The 19,220-nt window shown below is 70.0% G+C and carries 18 protein-coding genes, 1 tRNA gene and 2 pseudogenes; 16 read left to right on the top strand and 5 right to left on the bottom strand.

Translation table 11 applies throughout. From position 1 onward, the window contains the following. Positions 1-11 precede the first annotated feature (11 nt). The 7 genes and pseudogenes from NF20_RS05305 (at position 12) to rdgB (ending at position 5,955) form a co-directional block, all read left to right on the top strand. On the top strand, positions 12-599 hold the full coding sequence (locus NF20_RS05305; RefSeq protein ID WP_009975741.1) for a DUF2017 domain-containing protein: 588 nt from the start codon (positions 12-14) through the stop codon (positions 597-599). 10 nt (positions 600-609) lie between these two features. Then, positions 610-1,649 (top strand): annotated as a pseudogene (locus NF20_RS05310) (P1 family peptidase). 50 nt (positions 1,650-1,699) lie between these two features. Next, positions 1,700-2,371 carry a rhomboid family intramembrane serine protease gene (locus tag NF20_RS05315; protein ID WP_023897748.1) on the top strand — a complete coding sequence of 224 codons (672 nt, stop codon included), beginning with the start codon at positions 1,700-1,702 and terminating at the stop codon, positions 2,369-2,371. Continuing rightward, a complete protein-coding gene (murI, locus tag NF20_RS05320) occupies positions 2,368-3,195 on the top strand; it encodes a glutamate racemase (RefSeq protein WP_009975745.1) in 828 nt (275 codons plus the stop codon). Before NF20_RS05315 ends, murI begins: the two co-directional genes overlap by 4 nt. 72 nt (positions 3,196-3,267) lie before the next feature. Next, positions 3,268-4,050, top strand: coding sequence for a cyclic nucleotide-degrading phosphodiesterase (locus NF20_RS05325; RefSeq protein ID WP_019684009.1), 783 nt, complete (start codon positions 3,268-3,270; stop codon positions 4,048-4,050). A 33-nt stretch (positions 4,051-4,083) separates the two neighbouring features. Beyond that, positions 4,084-4,863 carry a ribonuclease PH gene (gene rph / locus NF20_RS05330; RefSeq protein ID WP_011724220.1) on the top strand — a complete coding sequence of 260 codons (780 nt, stop codon included), beginning with the start codon at positions 4,084-4,086 and terminating at the stop codon, positions 4,861-4,863. A gap of 474 nt (positions 4,864-5,337) precedes the next feature. After that, positions 5,338-5,955, top strand: coding sequence for an RdgB/HAM1 family non-canonical purine NTP pyrophosphatase (rdgB, locus tag NF20_RS05335; RefSeq protein ID WP_170945455.1), 618 nt, complete (start codon positions 5,338-5,340; stop codon positions 5,953-5,955). Positions 5,956-5,969: 14 nt separating this feature from the next. Here the strand turns inward: rdgB and NF20_RS05340 are convergent, their stop codons facing one another. After that, complete coding sequence (locus tag NF20_RS05340; RefSeq protein WP_003873191.1) at positions 5,970-6,320, bottom strand: DUF3817 domain-containing protein; 351 nt, start codon at positions 6,318-6,320, stop codon at positions 5,970-5,972. After that, complete coding sequence (locus tag NF20_RS05345) at positions 6,317-6,709, bottom strand: hypothetical protein (protein ID WP_023868637.1); 393 nt, start codon at positions 6,707-6,709, stop codon at positions 6,317-6,319. Before NF20_RS05345 ends, NF20_RS05340 begins: the two co-directional genes overlap by 4 nt. A 69-nt stretch (positions 6,710-6,778) precedes the next feature. Between NF20_RS05345 and NF20_RS05350 the strand changes: the two genes are divergently transcribed. The 7 genes and pseudogenes from NF20_RS05350 (at position 6,779) to NF20_RS05380 (ending at position 14,590) form a co-directional block, all read left to right on the top strand. Continuing rightward, a tRNA-Leu gene (locus NF20_RS05350) sits at positions 6,779-6,862 on the top strand. A gap of 325 nt (positions 6,863-7,187) precedes the next feature. After that, a pseudogene (locus NF20_RS05355) lies at positions 7,188-7,556 on the top strand (hypothetical protein); the annotation flags it as partial. A gap of 186 nt (positions 7,557-7,742) precedes the next feature. After that, a complete protein-coding gene (locus NF20_RS05360) occupies positions 7,743-8,195 on the top strand; it encodes a hypothetical protein (RefSeq protein WP_024637121.1) in 453 nt (150 codons plus the stop codon). 180 nt (positions 8,196-8,375) lie between these two features. After that, positions 8,376-8,738 carry a hypothetical protein gene (locus NF20_RS05365; RefSeq protein WP_003873187.1) on the top strand — a complete coding sequence of 121 codons (363 nt, stop codon included), beginning with the start codon at positions 8,376-8,378 and terminating at the stop codon, positions 8,736-8,738. A 354-nt stretch (positions 8,739-9,092) separates the two neighbouring features. Continuing rightward, on the top strand, positions 9,093-11,702 hold the full coding sequence (locus tag NF20_RS05370; RefSeq protein ID WP_024637120.1) for an ABC transporter ATP-binding protein/permease: 2,610 nt from the start codon (positions 9,093-9,095) through the stop codon (positions 11,700-11,702). Beyond that, complete coding sequence (locus tag NF20_RS05375) at positions 11,699-13,435, top strand: ABC transporter ATP-binding protein (protein ID WP_011724227.1); 1,737 nt, start codon at positions 11,699-11,701, stop codon at positions 13,433-13,435. The genes NF20_RS05370 and NF20_RS05375 overlap by 4 nt, the downstream gene beginning before the upstream one ends. A gap of 78 nt (positions 13,436-13,513) precedes the next feature. Beyond that, positions 13,514-14,590, top strand: a complete 1,077-nt coding sequence (locus NF20_RS05380) for a phosphotransferase family protein (RefSeq protein ID WP_023863557.1) — start codon at positions 13,514-13,516, stop codon at positions 14,588-14,590. Positions 14,591-14,594: 4 nt separating this feature from the next. Here the strand turns inward: NF20_RS05380 and NF20_RS05385 are convergent, their stop codons facing one another. From NF20_RS05385 to NF20_RS05395, 3 genes are read right to left on the bottom strand one after another with little or no spacing between them, the layout of a single operon-like run. Next, positions 14,595-15,023 carry a pyridoxamine 5'-phosphate oxidase family protein gene (locus NF20_RS05385; RefSeq protein WP_011724229.1) on the bottom strand — a complete coding sequence of 143 codons (429 nt, stop codon included), beginning with the start codon at positions 15,021-15,023 and terminating at the stop codon, positions 14,595-14,597. A 48-nt stretch (positions 15,024-15,071) separates the two neighbouring features. Next, complete coding sequence (locus NF20_RS05390) at positions 15,072-15,893, bottom strand: mycofactocin-coupled SDR family oxidoreductase (RefSeq protein ID WP_009975763.1); 822 nt, start codon at positions 15,891-15,893, stop codon at positions 15,072-15,074. Further along, positions 15,893-17,086 (bottom strand): acyl-CoA dehydrogenase family protein, encoded by a 1,194-nt coding sequence (locus tag NF20_RS05395; RefSeq protein WP_011724230.1) that lies wholly within the window; start codon positions 17,084-17,086, stop codon positions 15,893-15,895. The genes NF20_RS05390 and NF20_RS05395 overlap by 1 nt, the downstream gene beginning before the upstream one ends. A 167-nt stretch (positions 17,087-17,253) precedes the next feature. Here NF20_RS05395 and fabG point away from each other — a divergent pair, with 167 nt between their 5' ends. Together fabG and NF20_RS05405 are read left to right on the top strand one after the other, a co-directional pair. After that, the gene (gene fabG, locus NF20_RS05400) at positions 17,254-18,003 is read left to right on the top strand and encodes a 3-oxoacyl-ACP reductase FabG (RefSeq protein WP_015632616.1); all 750 of its coding nucleotides are present in this window, start codon (positions 17,254-17,256) and stop codon (positions 18,001-18,003) included. Further along, positions 18,000-19,220 (top strand): acetyl-CoA C-acetyltransferase, encoded by a 1,221-nt coding sequence (locus NF20_RS05405; protein WP_009975768.1) that lies wholly within the window; start codon positions 18,000-18,002, stop codon positions 19,218-19,220. Before fabG ends, NF20_RS05405 begins: the two co-directional genes overlap by 4 nt.

A 19,220-nucleotide genomic window follows, 5' to 3' on the forward strand; every position in this document is an offset into this window, starting at 1 on the left:
GGCGATTTCCTGTGCGCAAGTGGAAGCGGGTCGAGACTGCGGACGGTCCCCGTTTTCGGTCCGCCCTGGCCTCCCATGAGGCCGCGCTGCTCAAAAACCTGGCCACCGCGATGATCGGGCTGCTCGATGAGCGTGAATCCTCTTCGCCGGCAGACGAACTCGAGGAAATCACCGGCATCAAGACCGGGAACGCGCAACCACCGAAGGATCCGACGCTGCGCCGGCTGCTGCCCGACTTCTACCGGCCCGACGACAACGGCGACGAGTCGCCCGATGCCGCCGAGAGCCTGAACGCCGCGCTGCGCAGCCTGCACGAGCCCGGCATCGTCAACGCCAAACGTGTTGCCGCACAGCGCTTATTGGACACCGTCCCCGACGACGGCGGCCGGTTCGAGTTGACCGAGGACGACGCGAACGCGTGGATCGCGGCGGTCAACGACATCCGGCTGACGCTGGGCGTCATGCTCGAAATCGGGCCGGACGGCCCGGAGCGGCTGCCGGCCGACCATCCGCTGGCCGTGCACTTCGACGTCTACCAGTGGCTGACCGTGCTGCAGGAGTACCTGGTCCTGGTGCTCATGGGGCCCCGGTCATCGTGACGGCTCGGCGATGAACGCCATCACCGACGTCGGCGGCATCCGCGTCGGCCACCACCAGCGATTGGATCCCGACGCGTCGCTGGGCGCCGGCTGGGCCTGCGGCGTCACCGTCGTGCTCACCCCGCCGGGCACCGTCGGCGCGGTGGACTGCCGCGGCGGTGCGCCCGGCACCCGCGAGACCGACCTGCTGGACCCGGCCAACACCGTGCGGTTCGTGGACGCGGTGCTGCTCGCCGGCGGTAGTGCCTACGGGCTGGCCGCCGCCGACGGCGTGATGCGCTGGCTGGAGGAACACGACCGTGGGGTGGCGATGGACGGCGGCGTGGTGCCCATCGTCCCCGGGGCGGTGATCTTCGACCTGCCCGTCGGCGGCTGGCAGTGCCGCCCGACGGCCGAGTTCGGCTACCTGGCCTGCGCCGCCGCGCGCGACGACGACGCGCCGGCCGTCGGGACCGTCGGCGCCGGGTGGGGGCGCGGGCCGGCGCGCTCAAGGGTGGCGTCGGGACCGCCTCGCGCAGCTTGCCCAGCGGTGTGACCGTCGGGGCGCTTGCGGTGGTGAACTCCGCGGGCGAGGTCGTCGACCGGGCGACCGGATTGCCGTGGATGACGGACCTGGTCGAGCAGTTCGGGCTGCGACCGCCGCCGGTCGAGCAGATCGAGGCGTTCGCCGCGTTGCCGTCGCCGTCGAACCCGCTGGACAACCCGCTCAACACCGTCATCGCGGTGGTGGCCACCGACGCCGCGCTGAGCGCGGCGGCCTGCCGGCGGGTGGCCGTCGCGGCCCACGACGGCCTGGCCCGCAGCATCCGCCCGGCCCACACCCCGGTCGACGGTGACACCGTGTTCGTGCTGGCCACCGGGGCGGTCGAGGTGCCGCCCGAGGCCGATACGCCGGCCGCCTTCTCGCCGGAGACCCGGTTGGCCACCGAGGTGGGCGCCGCCGCCGCCGACTGCCTGGCGCACGCAGTGCTGGGCGGTGTGCTGGCCGCCGACTCCGTCGCCGGCATCCCGAGCTACCGGGACGTGCTGCCCGGCGCGCTGGGCCGGTGAACGCCGACCGGTAGCCTTGACGATGCTGGCAGCGCGCTGGAAGGGCAGCCATGGGTAAGACCACCGGACGGGCACCTGCCGCCCAGACCAAGAAGCGGTCCACGGCGGTGGCGGGCGCCACCACCATCGTCACCTTCGTCGCGCTGCTCTACCTCGTCGAGCTGATCGACAAGCTGACCCGCCACGCGCTGGACGTCCACGGCATCCGGCCGCAGCGGCTCGACGGCCTGTGGGGCATCCTCTTCGCCCCGGTGCTGCACGAGAGCTGGCAGCACCTGATGGCCAACACCGTGCCGCTGCTGGTGCTCGGATTCCTGATGACGCTGGCCGGGCTGGCCCGGTTCGTCTGGGCGACCGTGATCATCTGGATCGTGGGGGGTTTCGGCACCTGGCTGATCGGCAACGTCGGCAGCAGCTGCGGGCCCACCGACCACATCGGGGCCTCCGGCCTGATCTTCGGCTGGCTGGCCTTCCTGCTGGTGTTCGGCATCTTCGTGCGCCGGGTCCGCGACATCATCATCGGCCTGGCGGTCATGTTCGCCTACGGCGGCGTGCTGCTCGGCGCCATGCCGGTGCTCGGCCTGTGCGGCGGCGTGTCCTGGCAGGGCCACCTGTGCGGGGCGATCGCCGGCGTGCTGGCCGCCTACCTGCTGTCCGAACCGGAACGCAAGGGCCGCTCCGGCCGCAAGACCGGCGCCGTCGCGCCGCGCCCCAAGACATGAGCTCGGCACTGGCGCCCGTCGGGATCTTCGACTCCGGCGTCGGCGGACTGACCGTCGCGCGGGCCATCATCGACCAGCTGCCCGACGAGCACATCATCTACGTCGGCGACACCGGCCACGGGCCGTACGGCCCGCTGAGCATTCCCGAGGTGCGGGCGCACGCGCTGGCCATCGGCGACGACCTGGTCGGCCGCGGGGTCAAGGCGTTGGTGATCGCGTGCAACACCGCGTCGGCGGCCTGCCTGCGGGATGCCCGCGAACGCTACGAGGTGCCCGTCGTCGAGGTGATCCTGCCCGCGGTGCGCCGCGCGGTCGCCACCACGCGCAACGGCCGCATCGGGGTGATCGGCACCCAGGCGACCATCAATTCGCACGCCTACCAGGACGCGTTCGCCGCCGCCCGCGACACCGAGATCACCGCGGTGGCCTGTCCCCGGTTCGTCGACTTCGTCGAGCGCGGGGTGACCAGCGGCCGTCAGGTGCTCGGGCTGGCCGAGGGTTATCTGGAGCCGCTGCAGCGCGCGCAGGTCGACACGCTGGTGCTCGGTTGCACGCACTACCCGTTGCTGTCGGGGCTGATCCAGTTGGCGATGGGGGACAACGTGACGTTGGTGTCCAGCGCCGAGGAGACCGCCAAGGAGGTGCTGCGGGTGCTCACCGAGCGGGACCTGCTGCACCCGCACCCCGACGATCCCCGCGCCGCCGGCCCGTCCCGGGTGTTCGAAGCCACCGGCGACCCCGAGGCATTCACCCGATTGGCGGCCCGCTTCCTGGGTCCGGCCGTCTCGGGTGTCCGGCCTGTCCATCATGTGCGTATTGACTGACCCGCGGACGAGATTCTCGTCACACCAATGCGGCAATGTTTTCGTCATGGTCCCATCGGGCATGGCACAGTAGTGTCCGTGCGAATAACCGTGCTCGGCTGCTCGGGCAGCGTGGTGGGTCCGGATTCGCCTGCGTCGGGTTATCTGCTTCGGGCACCGGATACTCCGCCCTTGGTCATCGACTTCGGCGGGGGTGTGCTGGGCGCGCTGCAGCGCTACGCCGATCCCAGTTCGGTGCACGTGCTCCTGTCGCATCTGCACGCCGATCACTGCCTGGATCTGCCCGGGCTTTTCGTCTGGCGGCGCTATCACCCGACGCGCCCGCTCGGCAAGGCGATGCTGTACGGCCCCGGCGACACCTGGTCGCGGTTGGGCGCGGCGTCGTCACCCTACGGCGGTGAAATCGATGACTGCTCAGATATTTTCGACGTTCGCCATTGGGTCGACGGCGAGCCGGTGACGATCGGAGGGTTGACGGTGACGCCGCGGGTGGTGGCCCATCCGACCGAGTCCTACGGCTTGCGCGTCACCGATCACACCGGCGCGTCCTTCGTCTACAGCGGTGACACCGGCGCCTGCGATCAGCTCGTCGAGCTGGCTCGCGGCGCCGATGTTTTTTTGTGCGAGGCTTCCTGGACGCATTCGCCCGACCGCCCGCCCGCGCTGCACCTGTCGGGCACCGAGGCGGGCCGGGCCGCCGCGCAGGCCGGCGTCCACGAGTTGTTGTTGACCCACATCCCGCCGTGGACCTCGCGGGAGGACGTCATCAGCGAGGCCAAGGCCGAGTTCGACGGCCCCGTGCACGCGGTGGTGTGCGGCGAGACGTTCGACGTCCGCCGTTCCGAGAGGGTCTGAGCCGACCGGTTCGAGGTGGCTTAGGGTTACTGGGTGACGCGACGAGAAGACGGCCGCCTGGACGACGAGCTTCGCCCGCTGGTGATCACCCGCGGGTTCACCGAACACCCCGCCGGTTCGGTGCTGATCGAATTCGGCCACACCAAGGTGATGTGCACGGCCAGCGTCACCGAGGGCGTGCCGCGCTGGCGCAAGGGCTCGGGCCTGGGCTGGCTGACCGCCGAGTACGCGATGTTGCCGTCGGCGACGCACACCCGTTCGGACCGCGAATCGGTCAAGGGCCGGCTGTCCGGGCGCACCCAGGAGATCAGCCGGCTCATCGGTCGGTCGCTGCGGGCCTGCATCGACCTGGCGGCGCTGGGGGAGAACACGATCGCCGTCGACTGCGACGTGCTGCAGGCCGACGGCGGCACCCGCACCGCGGCCATCACCGGCGCCTTCGTGGCGCTGGCCGACGCCGTCACCTACCTGTCGGCGGCGGGGAAACTGTCCGATCCGCGGCCGTTGTCGTGTGCCATCGCGGCGGTCAGCGTCGGCGTGGTCGACGGCCGGATCCGGGTCGATCTGCCCTACGAGGAGGACGCCCGTGCCGAGGTCGACATGAACGTCGTCGCCACCGACACCGGCACGCTGGTGGAGGTGCAGGGCACCGGCGAGGGGGCGACCTTCCCGCGTTCGACCCTGGACAAACTGCTCGACGCGGCGCTGGCCGCCTGCGACAAGCTGTTCGCCGCCCAGCGCGAGGCGCTCAAGCTGCCCTACCCGGGGGTGTTGCCCGAGGGGCCGCCGCCGCCGAAGGTGTTCGGCAGCTGACCCGCCTGCCGGTGACCAGCGTTTCCGTGTGATACCCGCCCGACATGCGCGTAGCGTTGTGGGCTTGGAGGTGCCGCATGAGCGACGACGCCGAACGGCGGTCCAGAGTTTCGGGAGCCGCACGTAGGTCCGCTGATGAGGCGGCCGAGCGTGTCGCGGCGGCACGCGAACGTCTGCATGCGGCCCGCCTGTCCGCCGGCGATGCCCATGAGCGTGCCGCGCAGTTGCACGACAGAGCTGCTGGGGGGGGGCTTCGGTGACGTCGAAGCTCACCACAGGTCTGCCGAGCGGCATCGAGCGGCACGGGATGCGGACTACCTGGCTGCTGAGCAGGATCAGTAAAGCCTGAGACGAATTTCGTTGTGGCACAGGGAAATTAGTTCTGCCTCCCACCGGGCAGGGGTTCCCTCGCCTGGTGGCCCTGACAGATTGCCTAGAGTCGTGCAAGTGAAGCCGACGCACGTTCAGGGATAACTGTTGAGCCCGCTGCTGGTCGCCAGCCGCAATCGCAAGAAGCTGGCCGAGTTGCGCCGCGTCCTCGACGCGGCCGGTGTGACGGGGTTGACGCTGGTGTCGCTCGACGATGTGGCGCCGTTCGAGGAGGCCCCGGAGACCGGTGCGGTGTTCGAGGAGAACGCGTTGGCCAAGGCCCGGGACGCGTTCGACGCGACCGGTCTGGCGAGCGTGGCCGACGATTCCGGGCTGGAGGTGGCCGCGCTGAACGGCATGCCCGGCGTGCTGTCGGCCCGCTGGTCGGGCCGCCACGGCGACGACGCCGCCAACACCGCGTTGCTACTGGCGCAATTGCGGGATGTGCCCGACGAGCGGCGTGCCGCGTCGTTCGTGTCCGCGTGCGCGCTGGTGTCGGCGTCGGGGGAGGTCGTCGTTCGCGGCGAGTGGCCGGGCCGCATCGCCTGCGAGCCGCGCGGGGACGGCGGCTTCGGCTACGACCCGGTCTTCGTCCCCGACGATGCCGGGGGCCGCACCGCGGCACAGCTCAGCCCGGCGGAGAAGGACGCGGTGTCGCATCGCGGTCGCGCGCTGCGGCTGCTGGTGCCGGCGCTGGAAACGCTGGCCCGCGCGCGGGGTTGAATCGGCGGCCGGGCTTACACGCCGAAGCGCGCCTTGACGTCTCGGGTCTGGAAGTGCTCGACGATGATGCCGAGCAGCGGGATGGTGCCGGACAGCAGCACGCCGATCGTCTTGCCGATCGGCCAGCGTACCTTGACCGCCAGGTTGAATGCGGTCAGCACGTAGACGAAATAGACCCAGCCGTGCACCACCTCGATCCACCGGATTTCGTGGTGCATGACCAGGTGCGAGACGATCTCGTAGCACAGCGCGATGAGCCACAGCCCCGTCGTCCACGCCATGATCCGGTAGCCGAGCAGCGCGGTGCGGATCTTGTCGACGGGGACCGCGGGCACGGGCGCTCCGGGCGTCTCCGGTGTGGTCATGTGGTTGTCCTGTCCTGTTGTGCGGCGTCCTGGGCGGCGAGCTCGGCCAGATAACGGTTGTACTCCCGCAGCGCCGGGTCGTCGGGCGGCCGGGGGGTGGGCCTGGGCCGCTCGGGCAGCAGCCCGGCGGGTATCTCCGTCACGGCGGCGGTGTCGCGCGGCCGGGGCGGTTCCTCTTCGTAGCGAACGAATTTGCGGTAGGCGTACACGCAGAACCACGCGAACAGCGGCCATTGCAGCGCGTAGCCGAGGTTCTGGAACGAGCCGGAGACGGACTGAAACCTGGTCCACTGCCACCAGCCCAGCGCCAGGCAGCCGCACGCCGCGATGATCACCAGAGCGATCAGCGCGGGCCGGCGACGGCGCTTTCGAGGGACCGGGGTGGACACCCCTCGACCGTACCGCTGCGCACCGCCGAGACGGCCCGGGAGGCGACGAGGCGTTACGATCGCCACGCCGCGGGCGTGGCGAAATTGGCAGACGCGATGGTTTTAGGTGCCATTGCTCGAAAGAGCTTGAGGGTTCGAGTCCCTCCGCCCGCACCGATGCGGTAAGGGCATTCATGCAGGTAGACAGCGGTTTTCATGTTCTCTCTGGCCGCTCCGTGGCCGCATTTTGGCCACAACTCACGAGTAACTTGGGCGAGCTGCATTGCTGGACGCGCTGCTCGATGAACGCGCCGCGGCCGCCCAAACCGGTGTTGCTAGGCGCGGCGGTATCAGCCGTGACGCCTGACGTGCGGTACTAGCGTGGGTCATCAGGCTGGCGGGGAAAGGGATGGGCGATGCTCGCTAGGTTGGCCCGGTCGCAACGTCCGACGCACGCCCGCAGGGCGACGGGGACAACTGCGAAAACTCGGGCGCGGCAGTGCAGCTGAAGTGGTTGAGCGTCGCCGAGCTGATCGCGGAAGCCGGCGGCGATCCGTGGGCGATCAACCAGAGCCTTCAGGCCGGCAGCCCCTCTCAAATATCCAGCCTCGCTGAGCCTTTCCACGGAGCCGGACGCCACACGGCCGAAGCCGATCACGCATTCGAGCAAGCCCGGAAACGCTTCGACGCGGCCTGGAATCACCAGAACGGCGACCACCCGATCAATGACTCCGCCGAAGTGCAGCGCCTCGTCAAATCCCTTGGCGCGCAGTCGGAGCAACTTCCCAAGATCGGCACCGATCTGGAGAACATCGCCGCCGCGCTGGCTGAAGCGCAGAAGGCGGGGACGCAACGATCGACGCTGCTGAGCATGACCTGCAATACGGCCATCCCAATCATGTGGGTGGGCAGGCAACCACCGGGCACACACACAGCGCCCCCCCGGTGGATGAGGAATACCGTTTCAGAAGGGAAGTGACGAGTGTGGACCTTGGGAGCCAGAATCGCCGTTCCGGGGTCAGGTGTCAGCCTGCTCCTGAGTGGCTGTTCTGAAGTGCGCAACCCCATCGCGCCGCCACAGGCGCGGGCTCAGGTCATCGCCGCCGCCCGCGACATCGTCCAGGCGCTACACGCTGAAGTGACCGAAGCGAACTTCAGCTACGAGTCGTGTAATGACCAGGGCGAGGCGCCTTTTCGCGGTGTTGTCAACCTGTCGTTTTGGATGCCAGGAGTGCCGCACAAGCAGGCCGTCGACCCGCAAGCAGTCATCAAGGGCCTCGTCGCCGACGGGTGGAGCACCGATTCCGACTTCGTATCGCACGGCGCAACGCTGAAGAAGAACGGCGTCAACGTCATCCTGACGATCGCGCCGCAAGCCGGGCCCAGCACCGTCTATCACCGGCATGTCGGCGCCGACATCAACGGCGAATGCCGCGACACCACCGACCACCGCACTGACGGCTCGACGTCTCCCGTCGACGTCAGCAAGGAAATCCAGCCTCAATGACAAAAGGCCGAGTGGGACAAACCTGACCGAACGTTATTGCTCAGGGACTTTTGTGAGCTTCCAGGCTGGTCGCGACGTCATGGGCGAGCTGGTCGGCTAGTTCCCTCGACACGGTGCCGGCGCGAGTTCGTCACCGAAATCCTGCGGGCTGGTAGGCGTCAAACACGTCCTGCCGGGTACATGGACCTCACGGGATATGAGGGAGACGCCATGCCCACCGGATACGAGTCAACACCACACGGCGAAAAGGCCGTCAGCGCAGAAGATGTCGAGCTCGCCGAACTCAGGGCCGCGAAGGCGCGGGAACGCGCCGCCCGCGCGGGACTGTCGGCGGCGCGCAGTTTCGAGGAATCGGCCGTCCAACACGAACGGGTCGCCAAGACGCAGGACTGGACGGTCCAACAGGGCGTGCCGGAGGTGGACATGCACCGCGCGTCGGCGATCAAGCACCGTCAGGCGGCGGCGGAGGACCGCAAGCTGGCCGAGCGCAAGCGCCGGGAATCCGCCGCCGACCTGGCCTCTCCGGCGTCGGCCAGCGACTGACGCCGGCCAGTCCTCGATGAACCGGGCCCGCACGTCGGGCGCCGGCAGCGGACGAGTGTCGTACTTACCGAACAGGCGCTACCGGACGTCGGCGACCCGGTCGTAGAGCCAGTCGCGCAGCCGGGCCGGCAGCGGCCGGGCCCGCAGGTTGACCTTTGGTAAGGCAACCCTTAGTTTGTGGGTGACGTACCGAGTCGTGAGCGGCTGGCCGGTGGTCGGCGAACGGGGATGCCACCCACCCGGGCACGCCCGGGTGACGAGACCGGGATTGGCCGCGGCCCCGGCGGCGACGATGCTGCCCGGGCGTCGGATCGGCGAGGCCGGTGTCCGGCGCGCCGCGAGAAAGGAGCGCTCATGGCCCGCGGCCTCCAGGGTGTGATGCTGCGCAGCTTCGGCGCCCGCGACCACACCGCGACGGTGCTCGAAACCGTGCGGATCGCACCGCATTTCGTGCGGGTCCGCATGACCTCGCCCACGCTCTTCGAGGACGTGGATGCCGAGCCCGCCGCCTGGCTACGGTTCTGGTTCCCGGACCCGGACGGGTCGAAAACCGAATTCCAGCGCGCCTACACGATTTCGGAGGCCGACCCCACCGCCGGACGGTTCGCGGTCGACGTCGTGCTGCACGACCCCGCCGGGCCGGCGTCGCGGTGGGCGCGCACCGTGCAGCCCGGCGCCACCATCGCCGTGATGGCGCTGATGGGCTCGTCCCGGTTCGACGTGCCCGACGAGCAGCCCGCCGGCTACCTGCTGATCGGCGACTCGGCATCCATCCCCGGAATGAACGGCATCATCGGCGTCGTCCCCGACGACGTCCCGATCGAGATGTACCTCGAACAGCACCACGACGACGACACCCTGATCCCGATTGCCGTGCACCCCCGGCTGCGGGTGCACTGGGTCGCCCGGCGCGACGAGAAATCGCTTGCCGCGGCACTGGAAAGCCGCGACTGGTCCAACTGGTACGCGTGGGCGACTCCCGAGGCCACCACGCTCAAGCACGTGCGCGCCCGGCTGCGCGACGAGTTCGGCTTCCCCAAGTCCGAGGTGCACGCCCAGGCCTACTGGAGCGCAGGGCGCGCGATGGGCACCCGCCGCGGGGACGAGTCGGCGACCACCGACGGCGGCACCGAAGCCGCGGAAGACATTGCGGCACAGGTCGATTCGCCCCAACGTCAGCCCGAGGCCGCGCCGGTGCCGGCGGCGCGCGGAAACTGGCGCACCCAGGCCGCCGGCCGGTTGCTGGCACCGCTGCGCTGGGCGCTGATCCTGTCCGGCGTGCTGCAGGCGGTGATCACGCTGATCCAACTGGCGCCGTTCGTGCTGCTGGTCGAGCTGGTCCGGCGCCTGGTGGCCGGGGCGCCCGCCGCCCGGCTGTGGGACGTCGGCATCGCCGCGGTGTCGCTGCTGGGTCTGGGGGCGTTGCTGGGCGCCGCGCTCACGTTGTGGCTGCATGTCGTCGACGCGCGGTTCGCCCGTGACCTTCGTTCGGCCTTGCTGCGCAAGCTTTCCCGGCTGCCGCTGGGCTGGTTCACCGCCCGCGGATCGGGCTCCATCAAGCAGCTGCTGCAGGACGACACGCTGTCGCTGCACTACCTGGTCACCCACGCCATCCCGGACGCGGTCGCCGCGGTGGTGGCGCCGGTCGCGGTGCTGGTCTACCTGTTCGCGGTCGACTGGCGGGTGGCGCTGGTGCTGTTCGTGCCGGTGCTGGTTTACCTGGTGCTGACGTCGTCGCTGACGATCCAGTCGGGGCCCCGCATCCCGCAGTCGCAGCGCTGGGCCGAGACGATGAGCGACGAGGCCGGCGCCTACCTGGAGGGCCAGCCGGTGATCCGGGTCTTCGGTGGTGCCGCCGCATCGAGTTTCCGGCGCCGCCTCGACGAGTACGTCGGCTTCCTGGTCGCCTGGCAGCGCCCGCTGGCCGGCAAGAAGACCTTCATGGACCTGGTCACCCGTCCCTCGACCTTCCTGTGGCTCATCGCGGCCGTCGGCACCCTGCTCGTGGTCGCGGGCCGGATGGATCCGGTGAATCTGCTGCCGTTCCTGTTGCTGGGCACCACCTTTGGCGCACGACTGCTCGGCATCGCCTACGGCCTCGGCGGTATCCGGGCCGGCATGCTGGCGGCCCGGCGCCTGCAGAACACGCTCGACGAACACGAACTCGAGGTGCGCGAGCCGGGCGAGCCCACCGGGGAGTCGGCGCAGGCGGTGGTGTTCGACAACGTCGGTTTCGGCTACCGCCCCGACGTTCCGGTGATCCACGACGTGTCGCTGACGCTGCGGCCCGGCACCCTCACCGCGCTGGTCGGCCCGTCGGGATCCGGCAAGTCGACGCTGGCCGCCCTGCTGGCCCGCTTCCACGACGTCGACCGGGGCTCGATAACCGTTGGGGGGCGCGACATTCGGTCGATGACGGCCGACGAGCTCTACGCCCGGGTCGGATTCGTGCTGCAGGAGACGCAGTTGGTGCACGGGACGGTCGCGGAGAACATCGCCCTGGCGGTGCCCGACGCCACCGCCGCGCAGATCGAGCAAGCCGCGCGCGAGGCGCAGATCCACGACCGCATCATGCGGCTACCGCACGGCTATGACACCGTGCTGGGCGCCGGCGTCGGGCTCTCGGGCGGGGAGCGGCAACGCCTCACCATCGCCCGCGCCATCCTGGCCGACACCGAGATCCTGATCCTCGACGAGGCCACCGCGTTCGCCGATCCGGAATCGGAATACCTTGTGCAGCAAGCACTTAACCGCTTGACGCGGGACCGCACCGTGCTGGTGATCGCCCACCGGTTGCACACCATCACCCGGGCCGACCAGATCGTCGTGCTCGACCACGGCCGCATCGTCGAGCGCGGCAGGCACGAGGAACTGCTGGCCGCCGACGGCCGCTACCGGCGGCTGTGGGAGGGCGGTCGGCGCGGCGCGGTGACCGTCGGCACGGCGGGGGAGGTTGCCCGATGATTCGCACCTGGCTGAGCCTGGTCCCGGCGGACCGCCGCAACAAGGTCGTCGCCTATACCGTCCTGGCCCTGCTGTCCGTCGCGGTGCGCGCGGTGGCCACCGTTCTGCTGGTGCCGCTGGTGGGCGCGCTGTTCAGCGGCGCCCCGCACCGGGCGCTGGTCTGGCTGGGCTGGCTGACCGCCGCCACCGCGATCGGCTGGGCGATCGACACCGCCACCGCACGCATCGGCTTCAACCTGGGTTTCGCGGTGCTCGACCACAGCCAGCACGATGTGGCCGACCGGCTGCCCGGGGTGCGGCTGGACTGGTTCACCGTCGAGCACACCGCGACGGCCCGGCAGGCCATCGCGGCCACCGGTCCGGAACTGGTCGGCCTGGTGGTCAACCTGCTCACGCCGCTGATCTCGGCGGTGCTGCTGCCCGCCGCCATCGCGGTGGCGCTAGTGCCGGTGTCCTGGCAACTGGGGCTGGCCGCGCTGGGCGGGCTGCCGCTGATGCTGGGCGCGCTGTGGGCGTCGGCGCGCCTGGCGCGGCGCGCCGATTCGACTGCCGCCGAAGCCAATAGCGCGCTCACCGAGCGGATCATCGAGTTCGCCCGCACCCAGCAGGCGCTGCGGGCCGCGCGGCGCGTCGAGCCGGCGCGCAGCCTGGTCGGCGACGCGCTGGCCGCCCAGCACGGCGCGACGATGCGCCTGCTGGCCATGCAGGTCCCGGGCCAGCTGCTGTTCAGCCTGGCCAGCCAGCTGGCCCTGATCCTGCTGGCCGGGGCCGCCACCGCGCTGACCGTCAACGGCACGCTGACGGTGGCCGAGGCCATCGCGCTGATCGTCGTCATCGTGCGCTACCTCGAGCCGTTCACCACCATCAGCGAGCTGGCGCCCGCACTGGAGAGCACCCGCGCCACGCTCGACAACATCCGCGCCGTGCTCACCGCGCCGCAAATGAACGCCGGCTCGGCGTCCCTGCCGGGTACCGCGGCGCCGCGCATCGAGTTCGACGACGTCGTCTTCCGTTACGACGGGGCGAGCGTGCCGGTGCTCGATGGGGTGAGCTTCTCGTTGGAGCCGGGCAGCACGACGGCGATCGTCGGACCGTCCGGATCGGGCAAGAGCACCATTTTGGCGTTGATCGCCGGACTGCACGAGCCCACCCGGGGCCGGGTGCGCATCGACGGCGTGGACGCGGCGACGCTGGACGCCGAATCCCGCCGCGCGGCCAGCAGCGTGGTGTTCCAGCACCCCTACCTGTTCCACGGCTCCATCCGCGACAACGTGCTGGCCGGTGATCCCGGCGCCGGCGACGACGCCTACGCGCGCGCGGTGGCGCTGGCCCGCGTCGACGAGCTCGTCGCACGACTGCCCGACGGCGCCGACAGCGTGGTCGGGGAGGCCGGCTCGGCGCTGTCCGGCGGTGAACGCCAGCGCGTCAGCATCGCCCGCGCACTGCTCAAACCGGCGCCCATACTGCTGGTCGACGAGGCGACCAGCGCGCTGGACACCGAGAACGAGGCGGCGGTCGTCGACGCGCTCACCGCCGACCCGCGCTCGCGCACCCAGATCATCGTGGCGCACCGGCTGGCCAGCATCGGGCACGCCGACCGCGTCCTGTTCCTCGACCACGGACGGGTGGTCGAGGACGGAACGGTCGACGAATTGCGCGCCGCGGGCGGGCGTTTCGCCGAATTCTGGCGGCAGCAGCACGAGGCCGCCGAATGGCGGATTCCGGCCGGTTAGCTCACCGCGGTTGACCGCAACTCTTGCGGTATGCCTTACAGTTTGTCAGTCGGATCTGCATCCAGGAGGCGTGCCGCGATGAGTGCTGTGCTGTCGATACCGCGTTACCCCGGCGACGTCACCCCGCAGTGGCTGTCGGCGGCGCTGAGCGGGCGCGGCGCTCCCGTCGAGGTCGCCGAGGTGGACGTGGCCGCGATCGGCACCGGGCAGACCGGGGCCACCTACCGGGTGACGGCCCGCTACGCCACCGATCCCGGTGACCTGCCGCAGACCTTCGTGATCAAACTTCCCGCTCAGGACGACACCGTGCGCGACCGGGTGGTCATCGGCTACCGCAGCGAATGCGCGTTCTACTCCTCGGTGGCCGACCGGGTGCAGGTGCCGACACCGCGCTGCTTCTACTCCGAGATCACCGAGGACGCAATGGATTTCGCCCTGCTGCTGGCCGATCAGGCGCCGGCGGTGCAGGGCGATCAGCTGTTGGGCTGCGGTGAAACCGAGGCGCGGCTTGCGGTCACCGCGCTGGCCGGTCTGCACGCGCCCAGCTGGTGTGACCCGGTGTGGCTCGACTTCCCGGGCATCGCGTTCGGGCGGCCCGACGAAGCCGGGGCGGGCGGCATGGGGGAGGTGGCGAAGATGAGCGCCGACATCACGCTGGAGCGGCTGGGCGATCGGATGAGCGCCGAAGACCGCGAAACCTTCGCCGCGGCAATGGGTGTGATCGCGCCGTGGCTGCTGTCCGAGTATGACCGGTTCGCCCTGCTGCACGGCGACTACCGGCTGGACAACCTGCTGTTCGACCCGGACCGAACCAGGGTGAGCGTGGTCGACTGGCAGACGCTCGGCGTCGGCCTTCCGGCCCGCGACCTTGCCTACTTCACCGCGACCAGCCTGGATTCGCCGCTGCGCGCGGCCATCGAGGAAGAGCTCGTCGCCGACTACCACCGCGCGCTGGTGGCCGGTGGGGTCAACGGCTACGACCGCGAAACCTGTTGGCGCGACTACCGGCTCGGGGTGCTGCAGGCGCCGCTGATCTCCGCGCTGGGGTTCGCGTTCGCCGCGGCCACCGAGCGCGGCGACGACATGGTGCTGACCATGCTGGGCCGCGGCTGCCGGGCGATCCGCGAGCTGGGCACCCTCGAGCTGATCGGCTGACGCCTCAGAGGTCGCCGGTGAAGTCGGCGCTCAGCCAGCGGTCGGGCCGGATGGTGAATAGCACCTCCTCGACACCCTCCAGGCTTTGCACGAACGCGCGCCCACCCTCCTCGCCCAGGTAACGGATGGCGACGGCCAATTGCACGTCGGACGGGGCCGGCTTGGTGGCGTCGACGACGGTGCCCTCCACCACCACGTACTGATACGGCGGCTCCTCGCGCTGGACCACCACAGTGACCTTGCCCGCCCGCTCGATGAGCCGGGCCTTGCGACTGGACGCCCCGGTCATGATCCGGATGTCGCCGCCGGGGGTGTAGTCGTACCAGATCGGGACGGCGGCCGGCGGGCGGCCGTCGGTGGCCTCGACCGATAGGACCGCGACGTGTGTGCCGGCGAGGAACTCCTGGCGTTCGGATTCGCTGAAGGGTTTCATGTGGCCTGCAAGTGCGCGACGCGCGTGATCTATTCCCGGGGCCGGCGCTCAGTACTGGGTCGAGCCCTGATCGACCGGGATCTGGGCGGCGGTGACCTTGCGCGATTCGTCGCTGGCCAACCAGCACACCGTGTCGGCGATATCCTCCGGCTCGGCGACCCAGTCGGGCAAAAACGGTGTCAGCACGTGCGACAGCTGCGGGTTGGTCTCCATGGCCTGGCCCACCGCGGTGACCATGTCGCCCGAGCCCATCGGCGTGTTCACCGGTCCGGGATGGACGCTGTTGACCCGGATCGAATGCTTGCCCAACTCCGCGGCGAACGCCCGCGCCAGCCCGGTCACCGCGTGCTTGCTGGCCGTGTAGTGAATCATGAACGGCTGCATCTTCATTCCCGCCGCCGAACTGATCAGGATGATGGAGCCGCCGCGGCCGCCCTCGATGATCCGGGGCGCGCCGGCCATCACCGTGTTCCAGGTGCCGGTGACGTTGATGTCCATGACGTCGCGGAAGTCTTCCGGGGTGATGTCGTCCCAGGCCTGGGGGGCCGCGACCCCGGCGTTGGCGACGATGATGTCGAGGCGCCCCAACGCGGCCACGCCGTCGTCCACCACCTTTCGCAGCCCGTCGAAGTCGCGGGTGTCCACCACCGCGGCGACGATCCGGCGGTTCGCGGCCTCGACCAGGCGCACGGTTTCGCTCAGGTCCTCCGGGCTCGCCGGATCGTAGGGAACGCACGAGGGCAGCTTGCCGGCGATGTCGACGGCGATGATGTCGGCGCCCTCGGCGGCCATCCGGACCGCATGCGCACGGCCCTGGCCGCGGGCCGCCCCGGTGATGAAAGCTACTCGCCCCTCGAGCTTTCCGGCCATCAGCGCTCCTTCGTGGTAGTGGCTCGCTGGGCCGCCTTGACGAGGTTCGACCCGATGATCAGACGCTGTATCTCGCTGGTGCCCTCGTAGAGCCGCAGCAGGCGCACGTCGCGGTAGATGCGTTCCACCGGGACACCGCGCATGTAGCCGCTGCCGCCGTGCACCTGGACCGCGAGATCGGCCACCCGGCCGGCCATTTCGGTGCAGTACAGCTTGGCCGCCGACGGTGCCACGCGGCGGTCCTCGCCGGTCACCCACAGCCGGGCGGCCTCGCGCACCAGCGCGCGCCCGGCCAGCACCTCGGTCTGCTGGTCGGCCAGCATGGCCTGCACCAGCTGGAAGTTTCCGATCGGTGTGCCGCCCTGTGTCGCGGTGGAGGCGTAGGACACCGATTCGTCGAGCGCGCGTTGCGCGGCGCCGACCGCGAGGGCGGCGATGTGCACCCGTCCGCGCGCCAACGAGGTCATCGCCGCGCGATACCCGATGTCCTCGCTGCCGCCGATCAGCGCGTCGCCCCCGACCCGGACGTCGTCGAAGCTGACATCGGCGGTCCAGGCGCCCTCCTGGCCCATCTTGGCGTCCTTGGCGCCGATCTGCACACCCGCCGCGTCCGCCGGAACCAGGAAGACGGCGATTCCGGGTCCCTGGTCGTCGGCCGGCCGGGTGCGGGCGAACACCACGAACAGGTTGGCGACGGGCGCGTTGGTGATGAAGCGCTTTTGCCCGGAGATCACCCAATTGTCGCCGTCGGCAACGGCTTTGGTGCGCAGGCCGGCCGGGTTGGACCCGGCGCCGGGTTCGGTCAGGGCGAAGGAGGCGACGACGTCGCCGGCCGCCATCGGCTCGAGCCAGCGAGCCTTTTGCGCCTCGGTGCCGAAGCCGACCAGCACTTGACCGGCGATGCCGTTGTTGGTGCCGAACATCGAACGCAGCGCCAGCGAGGTGTAGCCCAATTCCATCGCCAGCTCGACGTCTTGCATCAGGTTGAGGCCGAGCCCGCCCCACTGCTGGGGGATGGCGTACCCGAACAGCCCCATCTTCTTGGCCTGGTCGCGCAGGTCGTCGGGCACCCGGTCGCCGTCCAGGATTTCCTGCTCGCGGGGCACCACGGCGGTGCGGACGAACTGGCGGGTCTGGGCCAGGATCTCGCCGAAATCCTGCTCCGAGACCTCGGCGACTTCAGCGCTGGTCATCTGCGGACGCTCCCTCTTCTGGCACCTATCTGGTCGGGATCCCTGCGCCGCAGGGGGCGGGCCCCTCCGTCGGCCCGGGCCGGGTACCCGGCATCGAGGCAGATCCTATATGAAATATGATATTCGGACGTCGGGCACCCCCGGCCGGGGGCCAATTCAAGGGAGGCGTGGTACAGGTGTCCTTGCTCAGTGGTCAGACCGCGGTCATCACAGGTGGCGCACAAGGTTTGGGGTTCGCGATCGCCGAACGGTTCGTCGCCGAAGGGGCGCGGGTCGTCCTCGGCGACGTCAATCTGGAGGCGACGCAAACCGCGGCCAAACAGCTGGGCGGTGACCAGGTGGCGCTGGCCGTGCGCTGCGACGTCACCAAGTCGTCCGAGGTCGAAACGCTGATCCAGACCGCCGTCGAGCGGTTCGGCGGCCTGGACATCATGGTCAACAACGCCGGGATCACCCGGGACGCCACCATGCGCAAGATGACCGAGGAGCAGTTCGATCAGGTCATCGCCGTGCACTTGAAGGGCACCTGGAACGGCACCCGGTTGGCGGCGGCGATCATGCGGGAAAACAAGCGCGGCGCCATCATCAACATGTCCTCGGTGTCGGGCAAGGTCGGCATGGTCGGCCAGACCAACTACTCGGCGGCCAAGGCCGGCATCGTGGGCATGACCAAGGCGGCCGCCAAGGAGCTGGCCTACCTGGGTGTGCGGGTGAACGCGATCGCCCCCGGTTTGATCCGCTCGGCGATGACAGAGGCCATGCCGCAACGCATTTGGGACTCCAAGGTGGCCGAGGTGCCGATGGGCCGGGCCGGCGAGCCCAGCGAGGTCGCCAGCGTGGCGCTGTTTTTGGCCTCCGACATGTCGTCGTACATGACCGGCACCGTCATGGAGATCACGGGCGGCCGGCACCTGTGAGCGCGGTCCGCGAAGCCGTCATCTGCGAGCCCGTCCGGACGCCGATCGGCCGCTACGGGGGAATGTTCAAGGCGCTCACCGCCGTCGACCTCGGCGTCGCGGCGCTCGGTGGGCTGTTGCAGCGAACCGGGTTGCCCCCCGAGGCCGTGCAGGACGTCATTCTCGGGCACTGCTATCCCAGCAGCGAGGCGCCGGCGATCGGACGCGTCGTGGCACTGGATTCCGGTCTGCCGGTGACGGTTCCGGGCATGCAGGTCGACCGGCGCTGCGGCTCGGGACTGCAAGCCGTGATCCAGGCCTGCCTGCAGGTGCGCAACGGCGATCACGATCTGGTCATCGCCGGCGGCTGCGAAAGCATGAGCAACGTCGCCTTCTACTCCACCGACATGCGCTGGGGCGGCGCCCGCAGCGGTGTGCGGGTGCATGACGGGCTGGCCCGCGGACGCACCACGGCCGGGGGCCGGCGCTACCCGGTGCCCGGCGGCATGCTGGAAACGGCCGAGAATCTGCGCCGCCAGTACGGCATTTCCCGCCAGGAGCAGGACGAGCTGGCGGTGCGGTCACACCAGCGCGCGGTGGCCGCGCAGAAAGACGGCATCCTGGCCCAGGAGATCATCGCCGTCGCGGTGCCCACCCGGCACGGCGACGAGCTGATCGACACCGACGAACACCCGCGCGCGGATACCTCGGTGGAGTCGCTGAGCAAGCTCAAACCCGTTCTGCTGGAACAGGATCCAGAGGCCACCGTCACGGCGGGCAACGCCAGCGGGCAGAACGACGCGGCCTCGATGTGCGTGGTGACCACGCCGGAGAAGGCCGACGAGCACGGCCTGAGGCCATTGGTGCGGCTGGTGTCGTGGGCAGTGGCCGGGGTCGCCCCTCACATCATGGGCATCGGGCCGGTCCCGGCCACCGAGGTGGCGCTGGCCAAGGCGGGGCTGTCACTGTCCGACATCGACCTCATCGAGCTCAACGAAGCCTTTGCCGCGCAAGCGCTTGCGGTGATGCGGGAATGGAAGTTCGGCGCCGCCGACCACGACCGCACCAATGTGCACGGCTCCGGGATCTCGCTGGGCCATCCGGTCGGCGCCACCGGCGGCCGGATGCTGGCCACCCTGGCACGCGAGCTCACCCGCCGCCAGGCCCGCTACGGCCTGGAGACGATGTGCATCGGCGGCGGCCAGGGCCTGGCCGCCGTCTTCGAGCGGGTCGCCTGA

This window comes from Mycobacterium sp. MAC_080597_8934, assembly GCF_000523975.1.
Taxonomy (GTDB): Bacteria; Actinomycetota; Actinomycetes; order Mycobacteriales; family Mycobacteriaceae; genus Mycobacterium; species Mycobacterium avium.

What these genes read in the sequence shown, in the direction of transcription:
- NF20_RS05375 (WP_011724227.1), top strand. Translation starts at nt 11,699, where the DNA reads ATGATTCGCACCTGGCTGAGCCTGGTCCCGGCGGACCGCCGCAACAAG.
- murI (WP_009975745.1), top strand. Translation starts at nt 2,368, where the DNA reads ATGAGCTCGGCACTGGCGCCCGTCGGGATCTTCGACTCCGGCGTCGGC.
- NF20_RS05390 (WP_009975763.1), bottom strand. Translation starts at nt 15,893, where the DNA reads ATGGCCGGAAAGCTCGAGGGGCGAGTAGCTTTCATCACCGGGGCGGCC.
- NF20_RS05370 (WP_024637120.1), top strand. Translation starts at nt 9,093, where the DNA reads ATGGCCCGCGGCCTCCAGGGTGTGATGCTGCGCAGCTTCGGCGCCCGC.
- NF20_RS05340 (WP_003873191.1), bottom strand. Translation starts at nt 6,320, where the DNA reads ATGACCACACCGGAGACGCCCGGAGCGCCCGTGCCCGCGGTCCCCGTC.
- NF20_RS05365 (WP_003873187.1), top strand. Translation starts at nt 8,376, where the DNA reads ATGGACCTCACGGGATATGAGGGAGACGCCATGCCCACCGGATACGAG.
- NF20_RS05380 (WP_023863557.1), top strand. Translation starts at nt 13,514, where the DNA reads ATGAGTGCTGTGCTGTCGATACCGCGTTACCCCGGCGACGTCACCCCG.
- NF20_RS05315 (WP_023897748.1), top strand. Translation starts at nt 1,700, where the DNA reads ATGGGTAAGACCACCGGACGGGCACCTGCCGCCCAGACCAAGAAGCGG.
- NF20_RS05385 (WP_011724229.1), bottom strand. Translation starts at nt 15,023, where the DNA reads ATGAAACCCTTCAGCGAATCCGAACGCCAGGAGTTCCTCGCCGGCACA.
- NF20_RS05395 (WP_011724230.1), bottom strand. Translation starts at nt 17,086, where the DNA reads ATGACCAGCGCTGAAGTCGCCGAGGTCTCGGAGCAGGATTTCGGCGAG.